This is a genomic window from Streptomyces sp. NPDC102278 (genome assembly GCF_044766345.1).
GTDB lineage: Bacteria > Actinomycetota > Actinomycetes > Streptomycetales > Streptomycetaceae > Streptomyces.
In genome coordinates this window covers 57,291-73,144 of sequence record NZ_JBIWLV010000011.1, presented here as the reverse complement: position 1 = coordinate 73,144, position 15,854 = coordinate 57,291, and the positions used below count along the sequence as shown (strand labels likewise).

At 71.3% G+C, this 15,854-nt stretch carries 15 protein-coding genes; 5 read left to right on the top strand and 10 right to left on the bottom strand.

From position 1 onward, the window contains the following. The first annotated feature begins 531 nt into the window (after nucleotides 1-531). Both ACIRO3_RS24990 and ACIRO3_RS24985 read left to right on the top strand, forming a co-directional pair. Nucleotides 532-759 carry a DUF5133 domain-containing protein gene (locus tag ACIRO3_RS24990; protein ID WP_361771928.1) on the top strand — a complete coding sequence of 76 codons (228 nt, stop codon included), beginning with the start codon at nucleotides 532-534 and terminating at the stop codon, nucleotides 757-759. Nucleotides 760-890: 131 nt separating this feature from the next. Beyond that, on the top strand, nucleotides 891-1,088 hold the full coding sequence (locus tag ACIRO3_RS24985) for a CsbD family protein (RefSeq protein WP_366001413.1): 198 nt from the start codon (nucleotides 891-893) through the stop codon (nucleotides 1,086-1,088). Nucleotides 1,089-1,229: 141 nt separating this feature from the next. On the opposite strand, the gene ACIRO3_RS24980 is transcribed toward ACIRO3_RS24985, so the two are convergent. Next, nucleotides 1,230-2,297: a saccharopine dehydrogenase NADP-binding domain-containing protein gene (locus ACIRO3_RS24980; RefSeq protein ID WP_404140448.1), complete on the bottom strand. Its 1,068-nt coding sequence runs from the start codon at nucleotides 2,295-2,297 to the stop codon at nucleotides 1,230-1,232. Between the two features lie 96 nt (nucleotides 2,298-2,393). Here ACIRO3_RS24980 and ACIRO3_RS24975 point away from each other — a divergent pair, with 96 nt between their 5' ends. Further along, nucleotides 2,394-3,371, top strand: coding sequence for a helix-turn-helix domain-containing protein (locus ACIRO3_RS24975; protein WP_404140445.1), 978 nt, complete (start codon nucleotides 2,394-2,396; stop codon nucleotides 3,369-3,371). Nucleotides 3,372-3,383: 12 nt separating this feature from the next. Here ACIRO3_RS24975 and ACIRO3_RS24970 read toward each other — a convergent pair whose 3' ends face one another. The 6 genes from ACIRO3_RS24970 to ACIRO3_RS24945 all read right to left on the bottom strand — a co-directional run bounded on the left by ACIRO3_RS24970 (nucleotide 3,384) and on the right by ACIRO3_RS24945 (nucleotide 9,420). Then, the gene (locus ACIRO3_RS24970; protein WP_404140442.1) at nucleotides 3,384-4,232 is read right to left on the bottom strand and encodes a carbohydrate ABC transporter permease; all 849 of its coding nucleotides are present in this window, start codon (nucleotides 4,230-4,232) and stop codon (nucleotides 3,384-3,386) included. Continuing rightward, entirely contained in the window at nucleotides 4,229-5,233 is a 1,005-nt protein-coding gene (locus ACIRO3_RS24965; protein ID WP_404140439.1) for a carbohydrate ABC transporter permease, read from the bottom strand. Before ACIRO3_RS24965 ends, ACIRO3_RS24970 begins: the two co-directional genes overlap by 4 nt. Before the next feature lie 14 nt (nucleotides 5,234-5,247). After that, a complete protein-coding gene (locus ACIRO3_RS24960; protein ID WP_404140436.1) occupies nucleotides 5,248-6,552 on the bottom strand; it encodes an extracellular solute-binding protein in 1,305 nt (434 codons plus the stop codon). A gap of 233 nt (nucleotides 6,553-6,785) precedes the next feature. After that, nucleotides 6,786-7,622: an SDR family oxidoreductase gene (locus ACIRO3_RS24955; protein ID WP_404140433.1), complete on the bottom strand. Its 837-nt coding sequence runs from the start codon at nucleotides 7,620-7,622 to the stop codon at nucleotides 6,786-6,788. A gap of 214 nt (nucleotides 7,623-7,836) precedes the next feature. Next, nucleotides 7,837-8,196 carry a hypothetical protein gene (locus ACIRO3_RS24950; RefSeq protein WP_404140430.1) on the bottom strand — a complete coding sequence of 120 codons (360 nt, stop codon included), beginning with the start codon at nucleotides 8,194-8,196 and terminating at the stop codon, nucleotides 7,837-7,839. A 171-nt stretch (nucleotides 8,197-8,367) separates the two neighbouring features. Further along, complete coding sequence (locus ACIRO3_RS24945) at nucleotides 8,368-9,420, bottom strand: mechanosensitive ion channel family protein (protein WP_404140427.1); 1,053 nt, start codon at nucleotides 9,418-9,420, stop codon at nucleotides 8,368-8,370. 197 nt (nucleotides 9,421-9,617) lie between these two features. Between ACIRO3_RS24945 and ACIRO3_RS24940 the strand changes: the two genes are divergently transcribed. Next, complete coding sequence (locus ACIRO3_RS24940) at nucleotides 9,618-9,950, top strand: hypothetical protein (RefSeq protein ID WP_404140424.1); 333 nt, start codon at nucleotides 9,618-9,620, stop codon at nucleotides 9,948-9,950. A gap of 114 nt (nucleotides 9,951-10,064) precedes the next feature. Then, nucleotides 10,065-10,208, top strand: a complete 144-nt coding sequence (locus tag ACIRO3_RS24935; RefSeq protein WP_361786692.1) for a hypothetical protein — start codon at nucleotides 10,065-10,067, stop codon at nucleotides 10,206-10,208. 142 nt (nucleotides 10,209-10,350) lie between these two features. On the opposite strand, the gene ACIRO3_RS24930 is transcribed toward ACIRO3_RS24935, so the two are convergent. The 3 genes from ACIRO3_RS24930 to ACIRO3_RS24920 form a co-directional block, all read right to left on the bottom strand. Further along, the gene (locus ACIRO3_RS24930) at nucleotides 10,351-13,740 is read right to left on the bottom strand and encodes a CARDB domain-containing protein (protein ID WP_404140421.1); all 3,390 of its coding nucleotides are present in this window, start codon (nucleotides 13,738-13,740) and stop codon (nucleotides 10,351-10,353) included. A gap of 231 nt (nucleotides 13,741-13,971) precedes the next feature. Next, complete coding sequence (locus tag ACIRO3_RS24925; protein WP_404140796.1) at nucleotides 13,972-14,898, bottom strand: DMT family transporter; 927 nt, start codon at nucleotides 14,896-14,898, stop codon at nucleotides 13,972-13,974. A 136-nt stretch (nucleotides 14,899-15,034) separates the two neighbouring features. Beyond that, nucleotides 15,035-15,769 carry an ArsR/SmtB family transcription factor gene (locus ACIRO3_RS24920; RefSeq protein ID WP_404140418.1) on the bottom strand — a complete coding sequence of 245 codons (735 nt, stop codon included), beginning with the start codon at nucleotides 15,767-15,769 and terminating at the stop codon, nucleotides 15,035-15,037. Nucleotides 15,770-15,854: the final 85 nt, after the last annotated feature.

Below are 15,854 nucleotides of genomic sequence, written 5' to 3'. Positions count from 1 at the left end.
GCCCCACCCCCCCCCCCCCCCCCCCACCCCCCGCCCCCCCCCCCCGGCGCCCCCCCCCCGGGGGCCCCCGGGGGGGGCCCCGCGACGGAGGATGGGTGAAGGTCGCGGGCGATGGAGCCGGCGTCGAACCTGCCGATCGAGCGGAGCGAGGCGTCGCGCATCTTGAGGTTGCCGACGATCGGCAGGTTCAGGTCTCCGGACCCGTCGTGCAGGGGGAACATCCCGAGGTGCGAGCCCCCGGACACCGCCCGGAAGGTGAAGAGGACGGGGTCCCCCGCCTGGTCGGCGCCCGCGTGAACGGCCGTCGGCGCGTCGTCGGCCGAGCCGTGCCACACGTACCCGGCCGGTACGAGGAGGGGCAGTTCCGGGTACTGCCGATCGCGATAGGTGCCCAGGAGTCCCTCGACGGCGTCCGCCGCGTCTTCGGCGGGCAGCGCGCTGGATCCCGGGCCTCGGTTCCGTGTGATCGTCGGGGAGCGGGGTACACGCCGGCGCAGAGAGTCCGACCGCCGGAGAAGGGAAACACCCTCCATGCTGATGGCCCACCCCGCGCTGCTGCCCGCCACCGTTCGGGAGTACGAGACGCTGTCCCTTCTGAACGCCCTCGAAGGCAGCCCGGAAACGCGGCGGCGCCTGGAGGAGGTCGCCGACGTGCTGTGCACGGCGACGGGTACGGGCAACCCGGACGCGGCCCTGATCGCGGCCCGTTACCGGCTTCCCGGAGCGGGCACCTTCGACGACTCGGTCCTGCCCTCCTGAGGAGGGCGAGGACTGCACGCGGAGCACACCAGGAGTGCGGCGAGAGCCGGCGCCGGATCCTCGACGCGCGCCCCTGACCGTTTTCGCCTAGTTTGATCCCCGTCAGCATCCCCAGCTTTAAGGAGTGCACCATGGCCGACAAGGGCGGCATGGACAAGGCGAAGGGCAAGGCCAAGGAGGTCGCCGGGAAGGTCACCGGCAACGACCGGATGGCCGCCGAGGGCAAGACCGACCAGGTCAAGGGCAAGGCCAAGGAGACCATGGGCGACGCCAAGGAGCGCGCCCAGGGCGCCAAGGACTCGATGCGGGACAAGCGCACCAAGCCCTGACCCGGTTCGCCCGCGCGGGGTCCCCGGACACTGGTCCGGGGACCCCGCGCTGCGACCGGGCCCCGCCGCGCGACCTCGCCGGGCCGCGTCGGCGTCGGCGCCGCCGTCAGGTCCGGCGGACGGGGCGGCCCCGCCCGGGGCTCACGCCCGACCCAGCACCAATGCGTCCAGGGGCAGGGACCGCAGGAAGTCCTCGGCCTCGAAGGCCTCCCCGGCCGTGACGACACCCCCCGCGCCACCCCTGAGTCCACCGTCGGCCACGATCCGTTCGACCGCCTCGACCACGATGGGCGCGGTGAACGCGTAGATGTCGCGGCCCCGCGCCACCGCCCGCCGCTCCCGCTCCCCTCGGCGGACGACGACCTCGACCAGGAAGACCTGGTCCGACCGCCCGGCGGCGTCGATCGACCGCGGGCCCGCGGTCTCGGGCGCGGCCAGGTCCCCGAGCGGGGTGAGGTTCAGGAACGTGTTGATCCGCGCGGTGTCCAGGTGCCGGGAGACGGTGATCACGTCGGTGGTGGAGAACTCCCCCACCACCTCTTCGACCCCGAACGGCTCGGGGAACGTCCACGTCCCCCTCGGCGCCGGTTCGTCGCCCGGGAGGACCTGGAGCCGGTGGTCGGTGAACACCACCCGGCGGCCGGCCCGGCGCTCGCCGGCCAGGAGGGTCCCCCGGGTCGGGTGCCAACTGTCCAGGGCCACCGCGATGGAGATCTCGTCGGCGGCCGGCCAGTCCCCCGTGGCGGCGGTGGCGAGCAGGTCCCCCAGCGCCCCGTAGAAGGCCATCGCCGGGGCCACCACGACTCCCGCCTCCTTCAGCCGCGGGTCTTCGCGGTAGGTGTCGAAGGTGTCGATCGCGACGAGGGTCTCCCCGGTGACGTCCAAGTAGTGGATCCCGGCGCGCAGCGCGGCCTCGACCAGGGGCGGCACGGTTTCGGCGAAGGGGCCCGCGCAGTTGATCACCGCGGCCGCGCCCTCGATCGCGCGGTCCAGGGACGTCGCGTCGTCGACCGACGCGACCTTCCACTCCACCCCGAGATCGGCGGCCGCCGCCGCGAGCTTCGCCGCGTCCCGCCCGGACAGCACCGGTGTCCAGCCGCGTTCCAGCAGCTCCGCCGTGACGAACCGGGCGGTGTGCCCGTAGCCGCCGAACACGGCGATCACCGGGTTCGTACGGGCCGGGACGGGTCGGTGGTGGTGCTCGGTCATCGGTTCTTCTCCTGTCGGTGGGACGCGTTCCCATCCTGCTCGGCGGCGCCTCTCGCGGCGACCTTCCGGGGCGTCAGCGTGCGCTAGGTTCGCGTCATGCCCGCCCATCGCGTCGCCATGGCCGTCACCGACGACATGCCGATCTTCGAAGCAGCCGTCCCGTGTCAGATATTCGGCGTCGACCGGCCCCATCTGGTCGACCCCTGGTACCGGTTCGCGGCGTTCCCCGTCGGCGCCGCGTCGGTGCGGCTGACCCCGGGCTTCACCCTCGCCCCCGTCGACGACGGTTGGGGCATCGAGGCGGCGGACACCCTCGTCATCCCGGCCTGTACGAACGTGCACGAAGACCCGCCGAAGGAACTGGTGGACCTCGTCCGGGAGGCCCACGAGCGCGGGACGCGGATCCTGTCCATCTGTTCCGGCGCCTTCGTGCTGGCCGCCGCCGGGGTCCTCGACGGGCGTCGGGCCACCACCCACTGGCTGCACGCGCGGGAGCTGGCCCGCCGTCATCCCGCCGTACGGGTCGACCCGTCCGTGCTGTACGTGGAGGACGCCAACGTGATCACCTCGGCGGGGACGGTCGCCGGCATCGACGCCTGCCTGCACGTGGTGCGCGTCGACCACGGCGCGGCGGTGGCCGCCGAGTTGGCCCGAGGCCTGGTCACGCCGCCGCACCGGGACGGCGGCCAGGCCCAGTACCGGCGTCCGCTGCCGCCCGGCGCCCGCGACGACTGGCTGGCCGGCCTGCTCGACTGGGCCGACGAGCACCTGCACCTTCCGCTGACCACCGCGGACCTGGCCGGGCGGGCCCACGTGAGCGTGCGCACCGTCGAGCGCCGGTTCGCCGACGCCCTCGGGATGTCCCCGCTGCGCTGGGTGCTGCAACAGCGGATACGACGGGCGCAGCAGTACCTGGAGACCAACGACCGGACGATCGAGTGGATCGCCGCCACCTGCGGGTTCGGCGGACCGGCGGGTCTGCGGGCGCACTTCGCCAAGCTCGTCGGCCTCTCGCCCAGCGCCTACCGGCGAACGTTCCAGGAGCGGTCGGGGGCGGCCGGGAGTACCGGCTGAGCTCCCTTCCCCTCAGTCCTTCACCGCGCCGCCCAGGCCGGAGACCAGGCGTCGTTGCACGAGGACGAAGAACACCAGGACGGGCACCGTCATCAGCGTCGAGCCGGCCATGATGCCGCCCCAGTCGTTCTCGTCGGGCTTGAAGAACACGAGCAGCGCCATCGGGAGGGTCGACTGGGAGGTGTCGCTGATGAGGAACGACTTGGCGAAGAGGAAGTCGTTCCAGGTGGAGATGAAGGAGAACACGCTCGTCGCCACGAGCCCCGGCAGGACCAGTGGGAAGAGGATCTGCCACAGGAACCGCGTACGGCTCGCGCCGTCGATGTACGCGGCCTCCTCCAGCGCCTCGGGCACGGCCTTCACGAACCCTCTCAACATCCAGATCGCGAAGGGCAGGGAGAAGGCGATGTGGGGCAGGATCAGCGACCACAACGTGTTCAACTGACCGGTGTCCCGCATCAGGAAGAACAACGGGATGGTCAAGGCCTCGATCGGCACCATCTGTGCCACGAGGAACATGATCAGCAGTGTCGTACGGAACCTGAAGCGGAAGCGCGTGACCGCCGTCGCGGCGAGGAAGGCGATCAGCGCGGAGGCCAGCACCACGGTCCCCGCGACGAGGAGGCTGTTCAGGAAGTACCGTCCGAATTCCTGCTGTTCGAAGACCCTGCGGAAGGAGTCGAGCGAGGGCGCGAGCGTCCAGGGCCGTGCGTCGGTGGACTGGATCTCTCCGGCGGGCTTGAGGGCGGACAGCACCATCCAGTACAGGGGGAACGCGACGACCACCGCGATGACCAGCGCGGAGGTCTCGGCGGCCAGTCGCCACGGGCGGCGCACGCGGAGGGCGGTGGTACGGCTCACAGTTCTTCTCCCTGACGTCGCATGAGGCGCAGGTGGACGAGGGTGACGGTCAGCAGGATGAGCAGCATGACGATGCCGATGGCCGAGCCCAGGCTGTACTGCGAGGACGCGAAGGCCTTCTGGTACGCGTAGACGTTGAGCACGAGGTTCTGTCCGGCGATCCCCCCGCCCGCGGTCATCACGTAGATCTGGGTGAAGACCTTGAAGTCCCAGATGATCGACTGGATGGTGACCACGATCAGGATCGGGCGGAGCATGGGGGCGATGACGGAGCGCCAGGTCCGCCACTGGGAGGCGCCGTCCAGTGAGGCGGCCTCCAGGACCTCGGAGGGGATCGCCTTGATGCCCGCGTACACGGTCACCATGACGAACGGGAACGAGCACCAGACGACCTCGAAGAGGACCAGGGCGAAGGCGCTGTAGCGCCCGTACGTCCAGGAGAAGTCGCCCAGGCCGAGCAGCCGGTTGACCGGCCCGTAGTCGGGGTCGAACAGGAAGACCCAGACGGTGGAGCCGGTGATGGCGGGGGTCGCCCACGCCCCGAGCGCGGCCAACAGCAGGACCAGCCTCGGGAGGGCCCGGACGCGGGTCAGCAGCACGGCGAGCGCGCAACCCACGCCGAGGGTGGTGACGACGCAGCAGGCGGCGAAGACGACGGTGGTGACCAGGACCTGCCGGAACTGGCTGTCGGCGAAGAGCGTCCGGTAGTTGTCGAGGCCCTTGAAGGTGGTGGGTTGGCCGCCACTGACCTGTGCCTGGGTGTATTCGAGGAAGGAGATCAGGCCGAGCTGGTAGATCGGGTAGGCCAGCAGCGCGGCGAGTACGACGAGTGCGGGCGCGAGGTAGAGCCAGGGCGTCCAGCGGGTGCCGTGACGTCCGCCCCCGCGGGTGGCACCCGGCGGTGCGGTCGGCGTCGGGGTCGACCGCGGGGCGGACGGCGGGGTCGGTGCGCTCTTGTGCGGGTGCCCGCCCGGCTCCACGGCCGTGGCTTCGTGCGTCATGTCGACGAGCCCGGTCAGCCGGCGGCGGAGAAGGCCGCGTCCATCTTCTTCGCCGCGTCGCCGGCGGCGGCGGGCACGTCCTTCCTGCCGCTCACGATCTCCTGGAACATGGTCGGCAGGACGGTCGAGGCATCGATCTGCCCCCAGCCCGGCGAGGCGGGCACGAACCGGGTCCCGGCGGCGAGGGTGTCGACGAAGGGCGTGACGAACGGGTCCTTCTTCGCGGCCTCGGCCCGCACGTCGGTGTAGGTGGGCAGGAACCCCATCGCGTCGAAGAGCTTGCGTTGGGTGTCCTTGCCCGCGAACCGCTTCATCAGGTCGATCGCGAGGGTGCGTCGCGGGGTGCTCTTCAGGACACCGATGTTGTTGCCGCCCGCGAACGCCGGGGCGATCGAGCCCTCCTTGACGCCGGGCAGCGGAACGACGGCGTACTTGCCCTTCACCGCGCCCGCCTCGACGGCCTGGTGGCTGAAGTCGCCGCCGATGGCCATGGCCGCGTTGCCCGAGGCGAAGGCGGTCACCGTGGCGTTCCCGCCCATGGCCGCGCACTTGGCGGCCGGACAGTTGTCGTCCCCGAAGAGCGAGGTGTAGGTCCGGATGCCCTTCTGCGCGGCGGGGTCGGCGATCGCGGAGGTGTGGCCGCCGCCGCTCTCCGTGGCGATGTCACCGCCGTTGGCCCAGATGAAGGGCATGGCGCCGTAGGTGTACGCGCCGCCCACCGCGATGCCGTACAGCTCGGGTCGGGCCGCACGGATCTTCCTGGCCGTGGAGACCAGCTCGTCCTGGGACTTCGGCGGTCGGATCCCCAACTCCGCGAAGACATCGGTGCGGTAGTACAGGGCCCGCACGCCGACGAAGAGCGGGGCTCCGTACACCTTCCCGCCGACGGTGACCGACCGGGTGGCGGTGGGGTCGGTGTCCTTCGCCTCCGCCCAGTCCGCGAACTCCGCGCCGATGTCGGCGAGTCCGCCGTCCTTGACGTATCCGGCGGTGTCGGTGTTGCCGTACTCGATCAGGTCCGGGGCGCTCTTCGGGTCGTTGAAGGCCGCCTTGACGCGCTGGGCTCGGGTCTCGACCGGAATGTACTCGACCTCGACCCGGGAGCCGGCGTGCTCCCGGGTGAACGCGGTGATCGCCTCGTCGATGACCTTCTTCTTGGGGGCGTTGTTGACCTCCTGGAAGAGCCAGACCCGCAGGGTGCCGGATTTCTCGTCCTTCGAGGAGGTGGTGGAGGAGGTCTGTGGGGCGCAGGCGGTGGCGGTGAGTCCGGCCACGACGAGGGCGGCGACGGGTGCGGCTATGCGGAAGCGGAGTTTCATCGGCCATCCCCAGGAGAAGAGTGCGCACGCGTTGCGCGATACGCAACGGCTGTTCCGTGATGCACAACTGGGAGGAGGCTAGAACGACTCTCACGGGGGAGACAAGTGGTCTCGACCACTCTGTGACCGGATGACAGGGCCCGCGCGACGCGCGAAGACCGCCCGGCGGTGCCCGAGGAAGGGGCGGGGCCGGGCGGTCGAGGGGTACGGATCAGGCGGTCGAGGGGCCCGGATCAGGCAGGTCGGACCTGCGGCCGGACGAGGGCACGGGCTGCGGCGAACTCCTCGCGGGCCGCCTGCTCGGCCACCTCAAGGTAGGCGTAGGCGTCCTCGCCGACCGGAACGCGGAGCGGGGTGGGGACGTCGGAGCCGACGAGCGTGAGCACACTGTCCGCGAAGTCCTCCGGCCGCCCGTACTCCTCGTTGTCCTCCATGCCCCGGAACCCGCCGAGCATCTCGCCGGTCGCCTCCGCGTACTCCGGGAGCCGGTGGGCGGCCTCCGCGAGGGACGACCCGTACCGGGTGGCGAAGACACCGGGCTCGACGACCGTCACCCGCACCCCGAAGGGAGCCACCTCGGCGGCCAGCGCCTGGCTCATTCCCTCCAGCGCGTGCTTGCCGGCGACGTACGACGCCAGGCCGGGGAAGGCCATGCGGCCGCCGAGCGAGGAGACGTTGACGATGTGGCCGCCGCGCTGGGCCCGCATCAGCGGCAGGACCAGGCGCGCGAGGCGCCACGGGCCGACGAGCAGGGTCTCGATCTGATCGCGGAGCTCACCGTCGGACACTTCCTCGACGGTGCCGAAGAGGCCACTGCCCGCGTTGTTGACCAGGACGTCGATCCCGCCCATGCGGTCCACGGCCGTCCGGACGGCCTGCTCGCATTGCCGTGCGTCGCGCAACTCCATCGCGATCGGGGTGATGTGGCCGGGCCACGCCCGGGCGAGGTCCTCCAGGGCCGCGAGCTTGCGGGCGGTCACCGCGACCTGATCGCCGGCCCGCGCGGCAGCCGTGGCCAACGCCCGCCCGAGCCCCGAGGAACACCCCGTCACCAGCCAACGACGCCCCATCGCTCCCCCTTCGAAGTGCGTACAGGGCGCCATGGTCGCCGAGCCGAACGCCCCGCGAACAGCCCCTGTGAGCGGCGCGCGGGAGCGCGTGAGGCGCGAGCGACGGCGCGTGCGCCCCCGACACCGCGACCCCTTCGAGGGGGCGTGTCGGGGGTGCGCCGCGCCACCGGAGCCGGCCGGGCCCAGCCCCGGACGAGGGCGGGTTGTCGAGGTGTCAGGCCGCCGCCGTGTCGGTGCGTTCCTCGGATTCGAGGGCGGTTTCGAGGGCCTCCGCGACCGTTTCGTGGACGAGCGGCCGGCTGGGGGAACGGAGCAGGCGCCGCGCCTCGCGCTCGGGGGCCACCACGTTGAGGGTGGCGCCCAGTTCCTGGCACCGGCGTTCGGCCCGCAACACGGTGCTCAGTACCGCCGGGCCGATCAGCGGGGCCGTGACCACCATCACCAGGTGCCGCGGCCGGTACCCGCGGAGCAGGGCCTCCAGTTCCCAGAGCGCCGCACCGCGGTTGCTGATGTCCAGGTCGTCGTTCAGACGGATGACCAGCACGCCGTTGTCGAATTCATGGGTGATTGGCACGGGCAGCCCCCTTCGGGCACTCTTGACGGTAACCATCAAATGCCCTGTGACCAGGGCGGGAACACGTTGAAAATGCGTCAGCGTCCGGCGGAGGCACTGGTTCGCCCCCGACGAACCGTCTGCCCCACCCTCACCACGACATGCATGCGCGTTCAACCGCCCGTCCGGGCGTCAGTGGTCGCAGGAGGCCTCCGCCGCGGGGGACGTGGTGACGCGGGGCAGCGCGTAGGGGTGCTTCTCGGCCAACCAGGCGACGAGCTGCTCGCGTACCGCGCACCGCGTGGTCCACAGGTCGTCCGGGTCCTTCGCCGTGACGATCGCCCTGACCGTGACGGTGCTGGCCGTGGTGTCCGTGACGGCGAGGTCCCAGCCGCGCCCGTCCCACTCCTCGCACCCGTCCAGGATCTCCTTCAGCTTCTCCCGCATCAGCGCGAAGGGCGTGGTGTGGTCGCATTGGATGAAGACCGCCCCCGTCATCTGGATCCCGCCGCGCGACCAGTTCTCGAACGGACGGCCCGTGAAGTAGGAGACCGGCATGGTGATGCGGCGCTCGTCCCAGGTGCGCACGGCGAGGTAGGTGAGGGTCACTTCCTCCACCACGCCCCATTCCCCGTTCACGACCACGGTGTCGCCGATCCGCACCATGTCGCCGAAGGCGATCTGGAAGCCGGCGAAGAGGTTGCCCAGGGTGGACTGGGCGGCGACGCCCGCCACGATGCCGATGATGCCCGCGGAGGCCAGTACGGACGTGCCGATGGCGCGGAAGTCGGGGAAGGTCAGCAGCATCGCGGCGGCCGCGACGACGGCGACGACCGCGGTGACGATCCTCATGATCAGGGTGACCTGGGTCCGTACCCGGCGGACCCGGGAGGGGTCACGGGTGCCGGTCGCGTAGCGGGCGTACGAGGACTCGACCACGGCGGAGGTGACGTGGACGACGAACCACGCGCCGGCGCCGATCAACATCAGGGACAGCACCTGGCTGACGGCGCCGGTGTGTTCCCGCAAGGGCCGCCAGTCGATCTGCCGGTACGACCCCTTGAGCAGAGCGGCCAGCAGGAACACCTGCAAGGACACCCGGCAACGGCGCAGGCGGTTCCACAGCGGTGTCTCCGGGTGGCGCGCGTCGGCTCGGCGCAGCAGCAGATCGGTGAGCCAGCCCACGGCGAGCGTGAGCACGATCGAGCCGCCCATGACGGTCAGTAGACGCAGAACGGTGTTCATAACCCCTCAGAGCGGATCTCGGCAGGAGACGGACCCCGCCGCTCGTGCCCGACGGCTCGAAGGGCAAACCACACCCCGGCGCGTGGCGAGGGGGATCGTCCACGAGAGGGGCGACGTGGGGAGCGGCGCTCGGACCACGGTGTGGAGCGGGGCGCGTGGGGTAGGGGCGCCGCATGTTCCGGCATCGACGTGTACGAGTGACAGCCGTGTTCCTCACCGCCTGGGTGGGGTTCACCGGATTGGAGAGGTGGAACGAACTGGCGCCGTGGTCGGCGGCGATGGCGGCCGGACTGTTCTGGGCGGGGGTCGTCGCGGGGACGTGGTGGTTCGCGGAATGGACACTGTTCCCCCGCGCGCGGCACGGCGCCGACGCCGGCGCCGACCCGCGTGGTGCGGCGGCGCCGGACGGTGAGCCGGCCGAGGAGCGGGAAGCGCGGGCGGACACGGCTGCGGACAGGGTGGGCGTGGCGGCGGGCGAACCCGCGTCCGGGCTCGGGAGCGCACGGGGTGAACGCACGGACGCACGGTGAGGACGCCGGCGCGGGCGGGACGGTGGTGGTGACCGTGCCGAGCCGGGATCGCGCGCATCGTCGACCGCCATCGGGGCAGACGCGGGTAGAGGTTCCGTATCCGGGAGGGAAACCATGGCCGGTCTGCTCGCCAAGTTGAAGGAATTCCGTCGCACCCCGCAGGGTGTCCGGGCGGAGGCGTCCGTCCGCCGTGCCGCCGCCGATCCGCGCAAGCGGGAGCAGGCGAGGCGACTCGTCGACCGACTCCGCAGGCGCTGACCGCACCGCCCGACCGGACGGGACGGCGCGGAACAAGGCATGCGCGGGACGAGACGGTGCGGGCCCCCTCGATCGAGGGGGCCCGCACCGTCTCGTCCGCCTCCTTCCCGGCCGTCAATCGCCGGACCGAACCGGGCGCGCTCTAACCGCCGTTGATCACGAACTGCGATCCGGGTTCGACGACGATGTTCCCGGCGGCCGAGCCGGTGATGGTGACGTTCGACAGGGTCGCGCTGCCGCGCGCCCCGCCGTGCGCCCGGATGCCGGCGCCGTTGTTGGACTTGTCGACGCGCACGTCGGTGATCCGGGCGTCGGGGACGGCTCCCCCGCCGGTCTTGAACTGGATCCCGTCATAGGTCGAGTCGTGGATGTCCGTGTCGCGGATGACGACTCCCGGGATGGGCTGGTTGGCCGCGAAGAGCGTGATCGCGCCGAACTCCTGGGCCTCGCCCCAGAAGGCGCCGCCGGTACGGAACAGTCCGTTGCCCGAGATCAGGGTCTGTCCGGAGAAGGGCAGCGGATCGTGGTCGGTCGCCAGCATGATGCCGGGGTAGTTCATGGTGTCGCTGATGAGGTTGTTCTCGATGGTGTTGCCGTGACCGCCGTAGATCGCGATGCCGTTGGCCCGCCAGGGCAACTGGATGGTGTTGTTGCGGAAGTGGTTGTCGTGGCCGACGTCCACCGACTGGTCCTTCACGTACTTGCTGGACCACACCGCGAGGGCGTCGTCGCCGGTGGTCCGGAAGGAGGAGTTGAAGACGGTCGAGTCGCGGGTGCCGTTGGCGAGGTTGATGCCGTCGGCGTAGATGTCGCGGATGCGCATCCCGCTGAACTGGACGCCGTCGCCGGGTCCCCACAGGGCCGGGATGTTGTCGTAGTCGCGGCCGACCCATACTCCGACGTTGGCGTGCTCGATCCATACGTTGGTGATCTTCGTGTTCTTGCCGAAGCGGCCGTTGAGACCCACTCCGCCCTCGGCGTTGCCGTCGCCGCCGCGGATGGTGCCCGATCCGAAGATGGCGATGTCGGAGATCTGCGTGTTGTCGTCGATGTCGAAACCGAAGTTGCCCTCGTGCGGGTGGTTGATGCCGCCCGCGTTCTGCGGTGCCGTCAAGGTGTACAGCTGGGAGTACCACATGCCCGCGCCCCGGATGGAGACGTTGCTGATGCCGACCTGGTTGAACTGGCCGCGGTTCAGCGGGTCGTCGGTGAGGATCTTCTGTTCCTGGCGCCACTGTCCCCGCGGGATCCAGACGCAGGCGATCTGCCCGTTCTGGTCGGCGGTCACGGCCTTCTGGATGGCGGCCGTGTCGTCGTTGCCGTCGCCCGGGATCGCACCGTAGTCGGTGATCGACGTGCACTCGGCCGGTTTGGGCGCCGGCGGCGCCACCTGCTCCAGGTCGATCAGGTCGATGACCTGGTACGCGGCCGTGTCGCCGGCGTCGCGCTGGAGGCGGAAGGTGGTACCGGCCGGGTAGCTCTGGGCGAGCAGCGCGTGCGACTCGTCGAAGAGCCTTCGGGCGTCTGCGCCGGGGGTGTTGGTCAGGCCCTCGGGGCTGTCGGTGCTGCCGTAGAGCCAACTGTGCTTGGAGGACAGGTCGAGCTTCTGGGCGAAGGCGCCGTTGATGTAGAGGCTGATGGTGGAGTCGGCGCCGCCCCCGTTCGGGGCGTCGGGAACGGAGTTGCGCACCACGATCGAGTTGGCCGCGCCGGTGGAGGTGAACTGGACGTACTGACCCGTCGAGGCCAGGCGGACCGACTCCCGGCCCGAGGACTCGGTGGCGAAGTTGGTGTGGCCGAAGGTGCGCTTCGCGTCGGTCCGCAGCAGGGTGCCCGTGTAGGTGCCCGCCTCGGCCTCGTACTCCGTGTACGGGAGGGCGGCGCCACGGCCGACGACGACGGCGCGCGAGAAGCTGTTGTTGGTCTCGTTGGTCTCGGCGAGCAGGCCGGTCCCGTCGGCGGTGGCGGTGAGGGTGGCGCCGCCGCCGACCGCCGTCCAGGTGCCGTTGATCGGCACGTTGACGCTTGCCCCGGCGGCGATCGCCGGGGTGGGGCCGTTCAGGGTGGTGGTGCCCGCCACCAGTCGGGTGACGGTGCCGGCGTTCACGCCCGTGGTACCCCGGTTGCGTACGGTCACGGTGAAGGAGACCTGCGCGCCCACGGCCGGGTCGGCCGGGTTGGTGGTGATGGAGAGGGCCTCGAGATCGGGCCCGGGGGCCTGGCCGACGACGAGTTTCGCGGCGGCGGTGCGGCTGTTGTTGGTGTTGTCCTGCTCGGGGACCGTGTCGTCGGGGTCCACCACGGCCGAGACGGTGTGGCTGCCCATCGGGCGCTTGCCGACGGCGACCGGAACGGTCGTGGAGGCTCCGGCGGCGAGGGCGCCGACCGGGGCGCTCCCGGCGAGCGCCCCTTCGAGGTTGACGTTCACGGTGGTCGCGCCGGAGGTGACCGTGCCGGCGTTGCGGACCGTGACGCCCACGGTGACGGCGTCGCTCTCCGAGGGATCGGCGGGTGACCAGGACAGGTCGGTGAGGGTGAGGTCCGGGTTCGGGGCGGGAGCGCCGATCACCTGGAACTCGGCGATCTGCCCTCCGCCGCCGCCGCTGTTGCCGGTGAACTTGAGCTGGACGTCGGCGAGTCGGCCGGTGACGGGCAGCGTCACGGTGTTCTGGTTGCCGGCGGGGCTGAACACGAGGTCGGCGCGGGGCCGCAGCGAGGTGAATCCGGTCGCGGACCTCTCGCGGCCCAGCACTTCGACGCTCTGGGTTCGGGTGGACCAGGCGGGGTCGGGATTGAGTTGGAGGACCACGCCGGTGACGTCGGCGTTGGAGCCGAGCCTGACGGTCAGCGTGGACTGTTGGCCGGCCGCTTCCCAGTAACTGGTGACGCTGTCGTCGTTCGCGTTGGTCGCGACGTACGTCTGGGTGGTGGAGGAGGCCTCGATGGGCTTGCTCCTCGCCAGGTTCACGCCCGTCGGCGGGGTGCCCGGGTCTCCGGGGTCGCCCGGATCGCCGCCTCCGTCGGCGGCGTGGACCTCGAACTCGGATATCTGGGCGGCCCCCCAACCGGTGTTGCCGCTGATGCCCACCCGTACCTGGCGCACCGTCGCGGCGGTGAAGCCGATGGTCACGGTGTTGGCCCGGGCCGGGTTGAACTCGCGCCCGGAGGAGGCCGACAGGGTGGTGAAGGTGCTTCCGTCCGTGCTGCCCTGGACGGTCAGCGTCTCGGTGCGCGTCTCCCACGAGGCGGGCAGTTTCAGCACCACCTGATCGACGGAGACGTTCCTTGCGAGGTCCACCTGCAGCCACTGCGGGAAGGCGGACGGACTCTCCCAGTACGATCCCTGGTTGCCGTCCGTGACCGCGGAGGCCGCGTATCCGCCGAGGGATCCGCTCGCGGTGACCTGCTTGCCGAGGGCGAGATTGGGCCCGCCCGCGGCGGCGGCGAGCGTGGCCGGCAGGAGTCCGACGGCCATCAGCAGCGTCACGAGCAGGCCGGCCGGCGAGCGCAGGCCGCCTTGCATCCATCTCATGCTGTCCTCGTTCCATGGGGGACGGCCCCGGTGCCGGTGCACCGGGCCGGAGAGCCGAGCGTGGGACGTCAGCAGGCCCGCGGGCCGTCCTGCCGTGAACTTGCGGAGCATTCTTTAGTTTTTGAGTGATCCGATCGCCAATATGCGGTCATGGCGCCACAGGTTTCTAGCAGATGACGACTTTGTCAACGCCCTTCACATGGGCGGGGGTTGAGGATGCCTCTACGGCGGCTACGCGGCGGTGCGCGCCTCGGTGGGCGTCGCGGTGCGCGCACGGCTGCGGGCCACTCCCACGCCGGCCAGGCAGAGCGCCCCGCCGAGCAGGGTCAGCCACGCGGGCACCTCGCCCAGGAAGGCCCAGCTCAGCAGGACCACGACGGCCGGAACGGCGTACGTCGTCGAGCCCAGCTTCCCGGCCGGCATCCGGGCCAGGGCGTACGTCCACGCGATGAAGGCGAGCGCGGTCGGGACCACGCCCAGGTAGATCATGTTCAGCGTCGCGGACAGCGGTGCCTCGGGAAGCTCCGTCGCGAGTTGCCCGGCGAAGGGCAGGCAGGCCACGGCACCGATCAGGCAGCTGTACGCGGTGATCTGCAAGGGCGTCCCGAAGGAGAGCGCCGGTTTCTGCGCGACGACACCGGTCGCGTAGGCCACGGCGGCCAGCAGGCACAGCGCGACCCCGAGCACCGAGGTGGATCCGTCGCCGCCCGACGACATGGACAGGCCGACGACCACCGCGCCGACGAAGGAGACGGCCATGCCCGCCAGCAGTCTCGGCGGCAGCGCCTCGCCCAACAGGCGGGCGGCGAGCAGGGCCATCAGGATGGGGCCGGTGTTGACCAGCAGGGACGCCGTACCCGCGTCCACGAGCCGTTCGCCCCAGTTCAGCGCGATGGTGTAGCCGCAGAACCACACCAGCCCGGACACCAGGACCCCGCGCCGGGCTCCGCGCGGTGGCAGCCCCTGCCGCCGGATCAGAAGCAGGGTGACGAGCACCAGGGATGCGGCCAGCAGCCTGCCGAGAGCCAGGGCCCCGGGGGAATAGGCGGCGCCGGCGCTGCGGATGGACACGAAGGCGGAGGCCCAGGCGAACACCGTGAAGCAGACGGCGCCGACGGTGAGGACTGCGGGCGAGAGCGCACTCGGACGGGTCTTCATGGTCATGGCTGCACCCTAGGCGGCAAACACTTCGGCGTCCACCGAAATGTTCGGCTCCGAATTGCTCGTGCGTCCGCGTTCTTCGTACGTCCGCTCACGGTCGCGCGCCCGATCGCGGCGACGCCCGCGGCCGACTTCAGGCCCACGCGTCCGCCGTGATACCCAGCAGTTCCCCGAAGGCCCCCTCCCCCACGCCGGTCACCAGGAGCCCCCGCCCACCGTTGGCCGGCCTGACCACCCACCGCTCCTCAAGCGCCCGCCCGCACAGTCGCGCCCCGGCGAGGCCGCCCAGGTGACGTCGCCGCTCGGTCCAGTCCAGGCAGGAGCTCGCCAGGGGCCGGCGCCCCGCGCGGGTGAGGTCCACGCCGACCCGCCCGCACCACTCGCGTCCCGCGTCGGTCAGCTCGAAGGCCGCCTCGATCCGCAGCAGCCCGCGCTCCCGCATGGCGTCGGTGACCGCCATCCCGAGGCGCCCCGCGAAGTGGTCGTAGCAGGTCCGGGCCCGGGCGAGCGGGTCGGGCGCGGAGACGACGGGCACGGCGTGCGCGGCGTCCCGATCGGGGACGGCGTGGGAGGCGAGTTCGTCCACCAGGCGGGCCGTCGCCGCGTCGGCGATCCGCACGTGACTGTGGCGCCCCTGGCGTTCGGTGACGCAGATCCCCGCGTCGAGCAGCCGGGCCAGGTGGCCGCTGATGGTGGACGGCGCGACCGAGGTGATCCGGGCGAGTTCGCCGGCGGTCCAGGCACGCCCTTCGAGCAGGGTCATGCAGATGGCGGCCCGCGTCTCGTCGGCCAGCGCCGCGGCGAGGGAGGCCAGGCGCGCCGCGGGGTCGGGGGCATCGGTCGGCCTTCCGGCCGGTACGTCGTTCATGTTCCCAGAATGCCCTAAAAGTTCGCTGAACACCGAATGGTTGGCGGGTTTGAGGACAGGTATGGACGCAGCGGCACGACGAGAT

Bases quoted from the DNA above. Each gene is read 5' to 3' on its own strand.
- ACIRO3_RS24990 (WP_361771928.1), top strand. From the start codon at position 532: ATGCTGATGGCCCACCCCGCGCTGCTGCCCGCCACCGTTCGGGAGTAC.
- ACIRO3_RS24985 (WP_366001413.1), top strand. From the start codon at position 891: ATGGCCGACAAGGGCGGCATGGACAAGGCGAAGGGCAAGGCCAAGGAG.
- ACIRO3_RS24980 (WP_404140448.1), bottom strand. From the start codon at position 2,297: ATGACCGAGCACCACCACCGACCCGTCCCGGCCCGTACGAACCCGGTG.
- ACIRO3_RS24975 (WP_404140445.1), top strand. From the start codon at position 2,394: ATGCCCGCCCATCGCGTCGCCATGGCCGTCACCGACGACATGCCGATC.
- ACIRO3_RS24965 (WP_404140439.1), bottom strand. From the start codon at position 5,233: ATGACGCACGAAGCCACGGCCGTGGAGCCGGGCGGGCACCCGCACAAG.
- ACIRO3_RS24960 (WP_404140436.1), bottom strand. From the start codon at position 6,552: ATGAAACTCCGCTTCCGCATAGCCGCACCCGTCGCCGCCCTCGTCGTG.
- ACIRO3_RS24955 (WP_404140433.1), bottom strand. From the start codon at position 7,622: ATGGGGCGTCGTTGGCTGGTGACGGGGTGTTCCTCGGGGCTCGGGCGG.
- ACIRO3_RS24945 (WP_404140427.1), bottom strand. From the start codon at position 9,420: ATGAACACCGTTCTGCGTCTACTGACCGTCATGGGCGGCTCGATCGTG.
- ACIRO3_RS24935 (WP_361786692.1), top strand. From the start codon at position 10,065: ATGGCCGGTCTGCTCGCCAAGTTGAAGGAATTCCGTCGCACCCCGCAG.
- ACIRO3_RS24930 (WP_404140421.1), bottom strand. From the start codon at position 13,740: ATGAGATGGATGCAAGGCGGCCTGCGCTCGCCGGCCGGCCTGCTCGTG.
- ACIRO3_RS24925 (WP_404140796.1), bottom strand. From the start codon at position 14,898: ATGAAGACCCGTCCGAGTGCGCTCTCGCCCGCAGTCCTCACCGTCGGC.
- ACIRO3_RS24920 (WP_404140418.1), bottom strand. From the start codon at position 15,769: ATGAACGACGTACCGGCCGGAAGGCCGACCGATGCCCCCGACCCCGCG.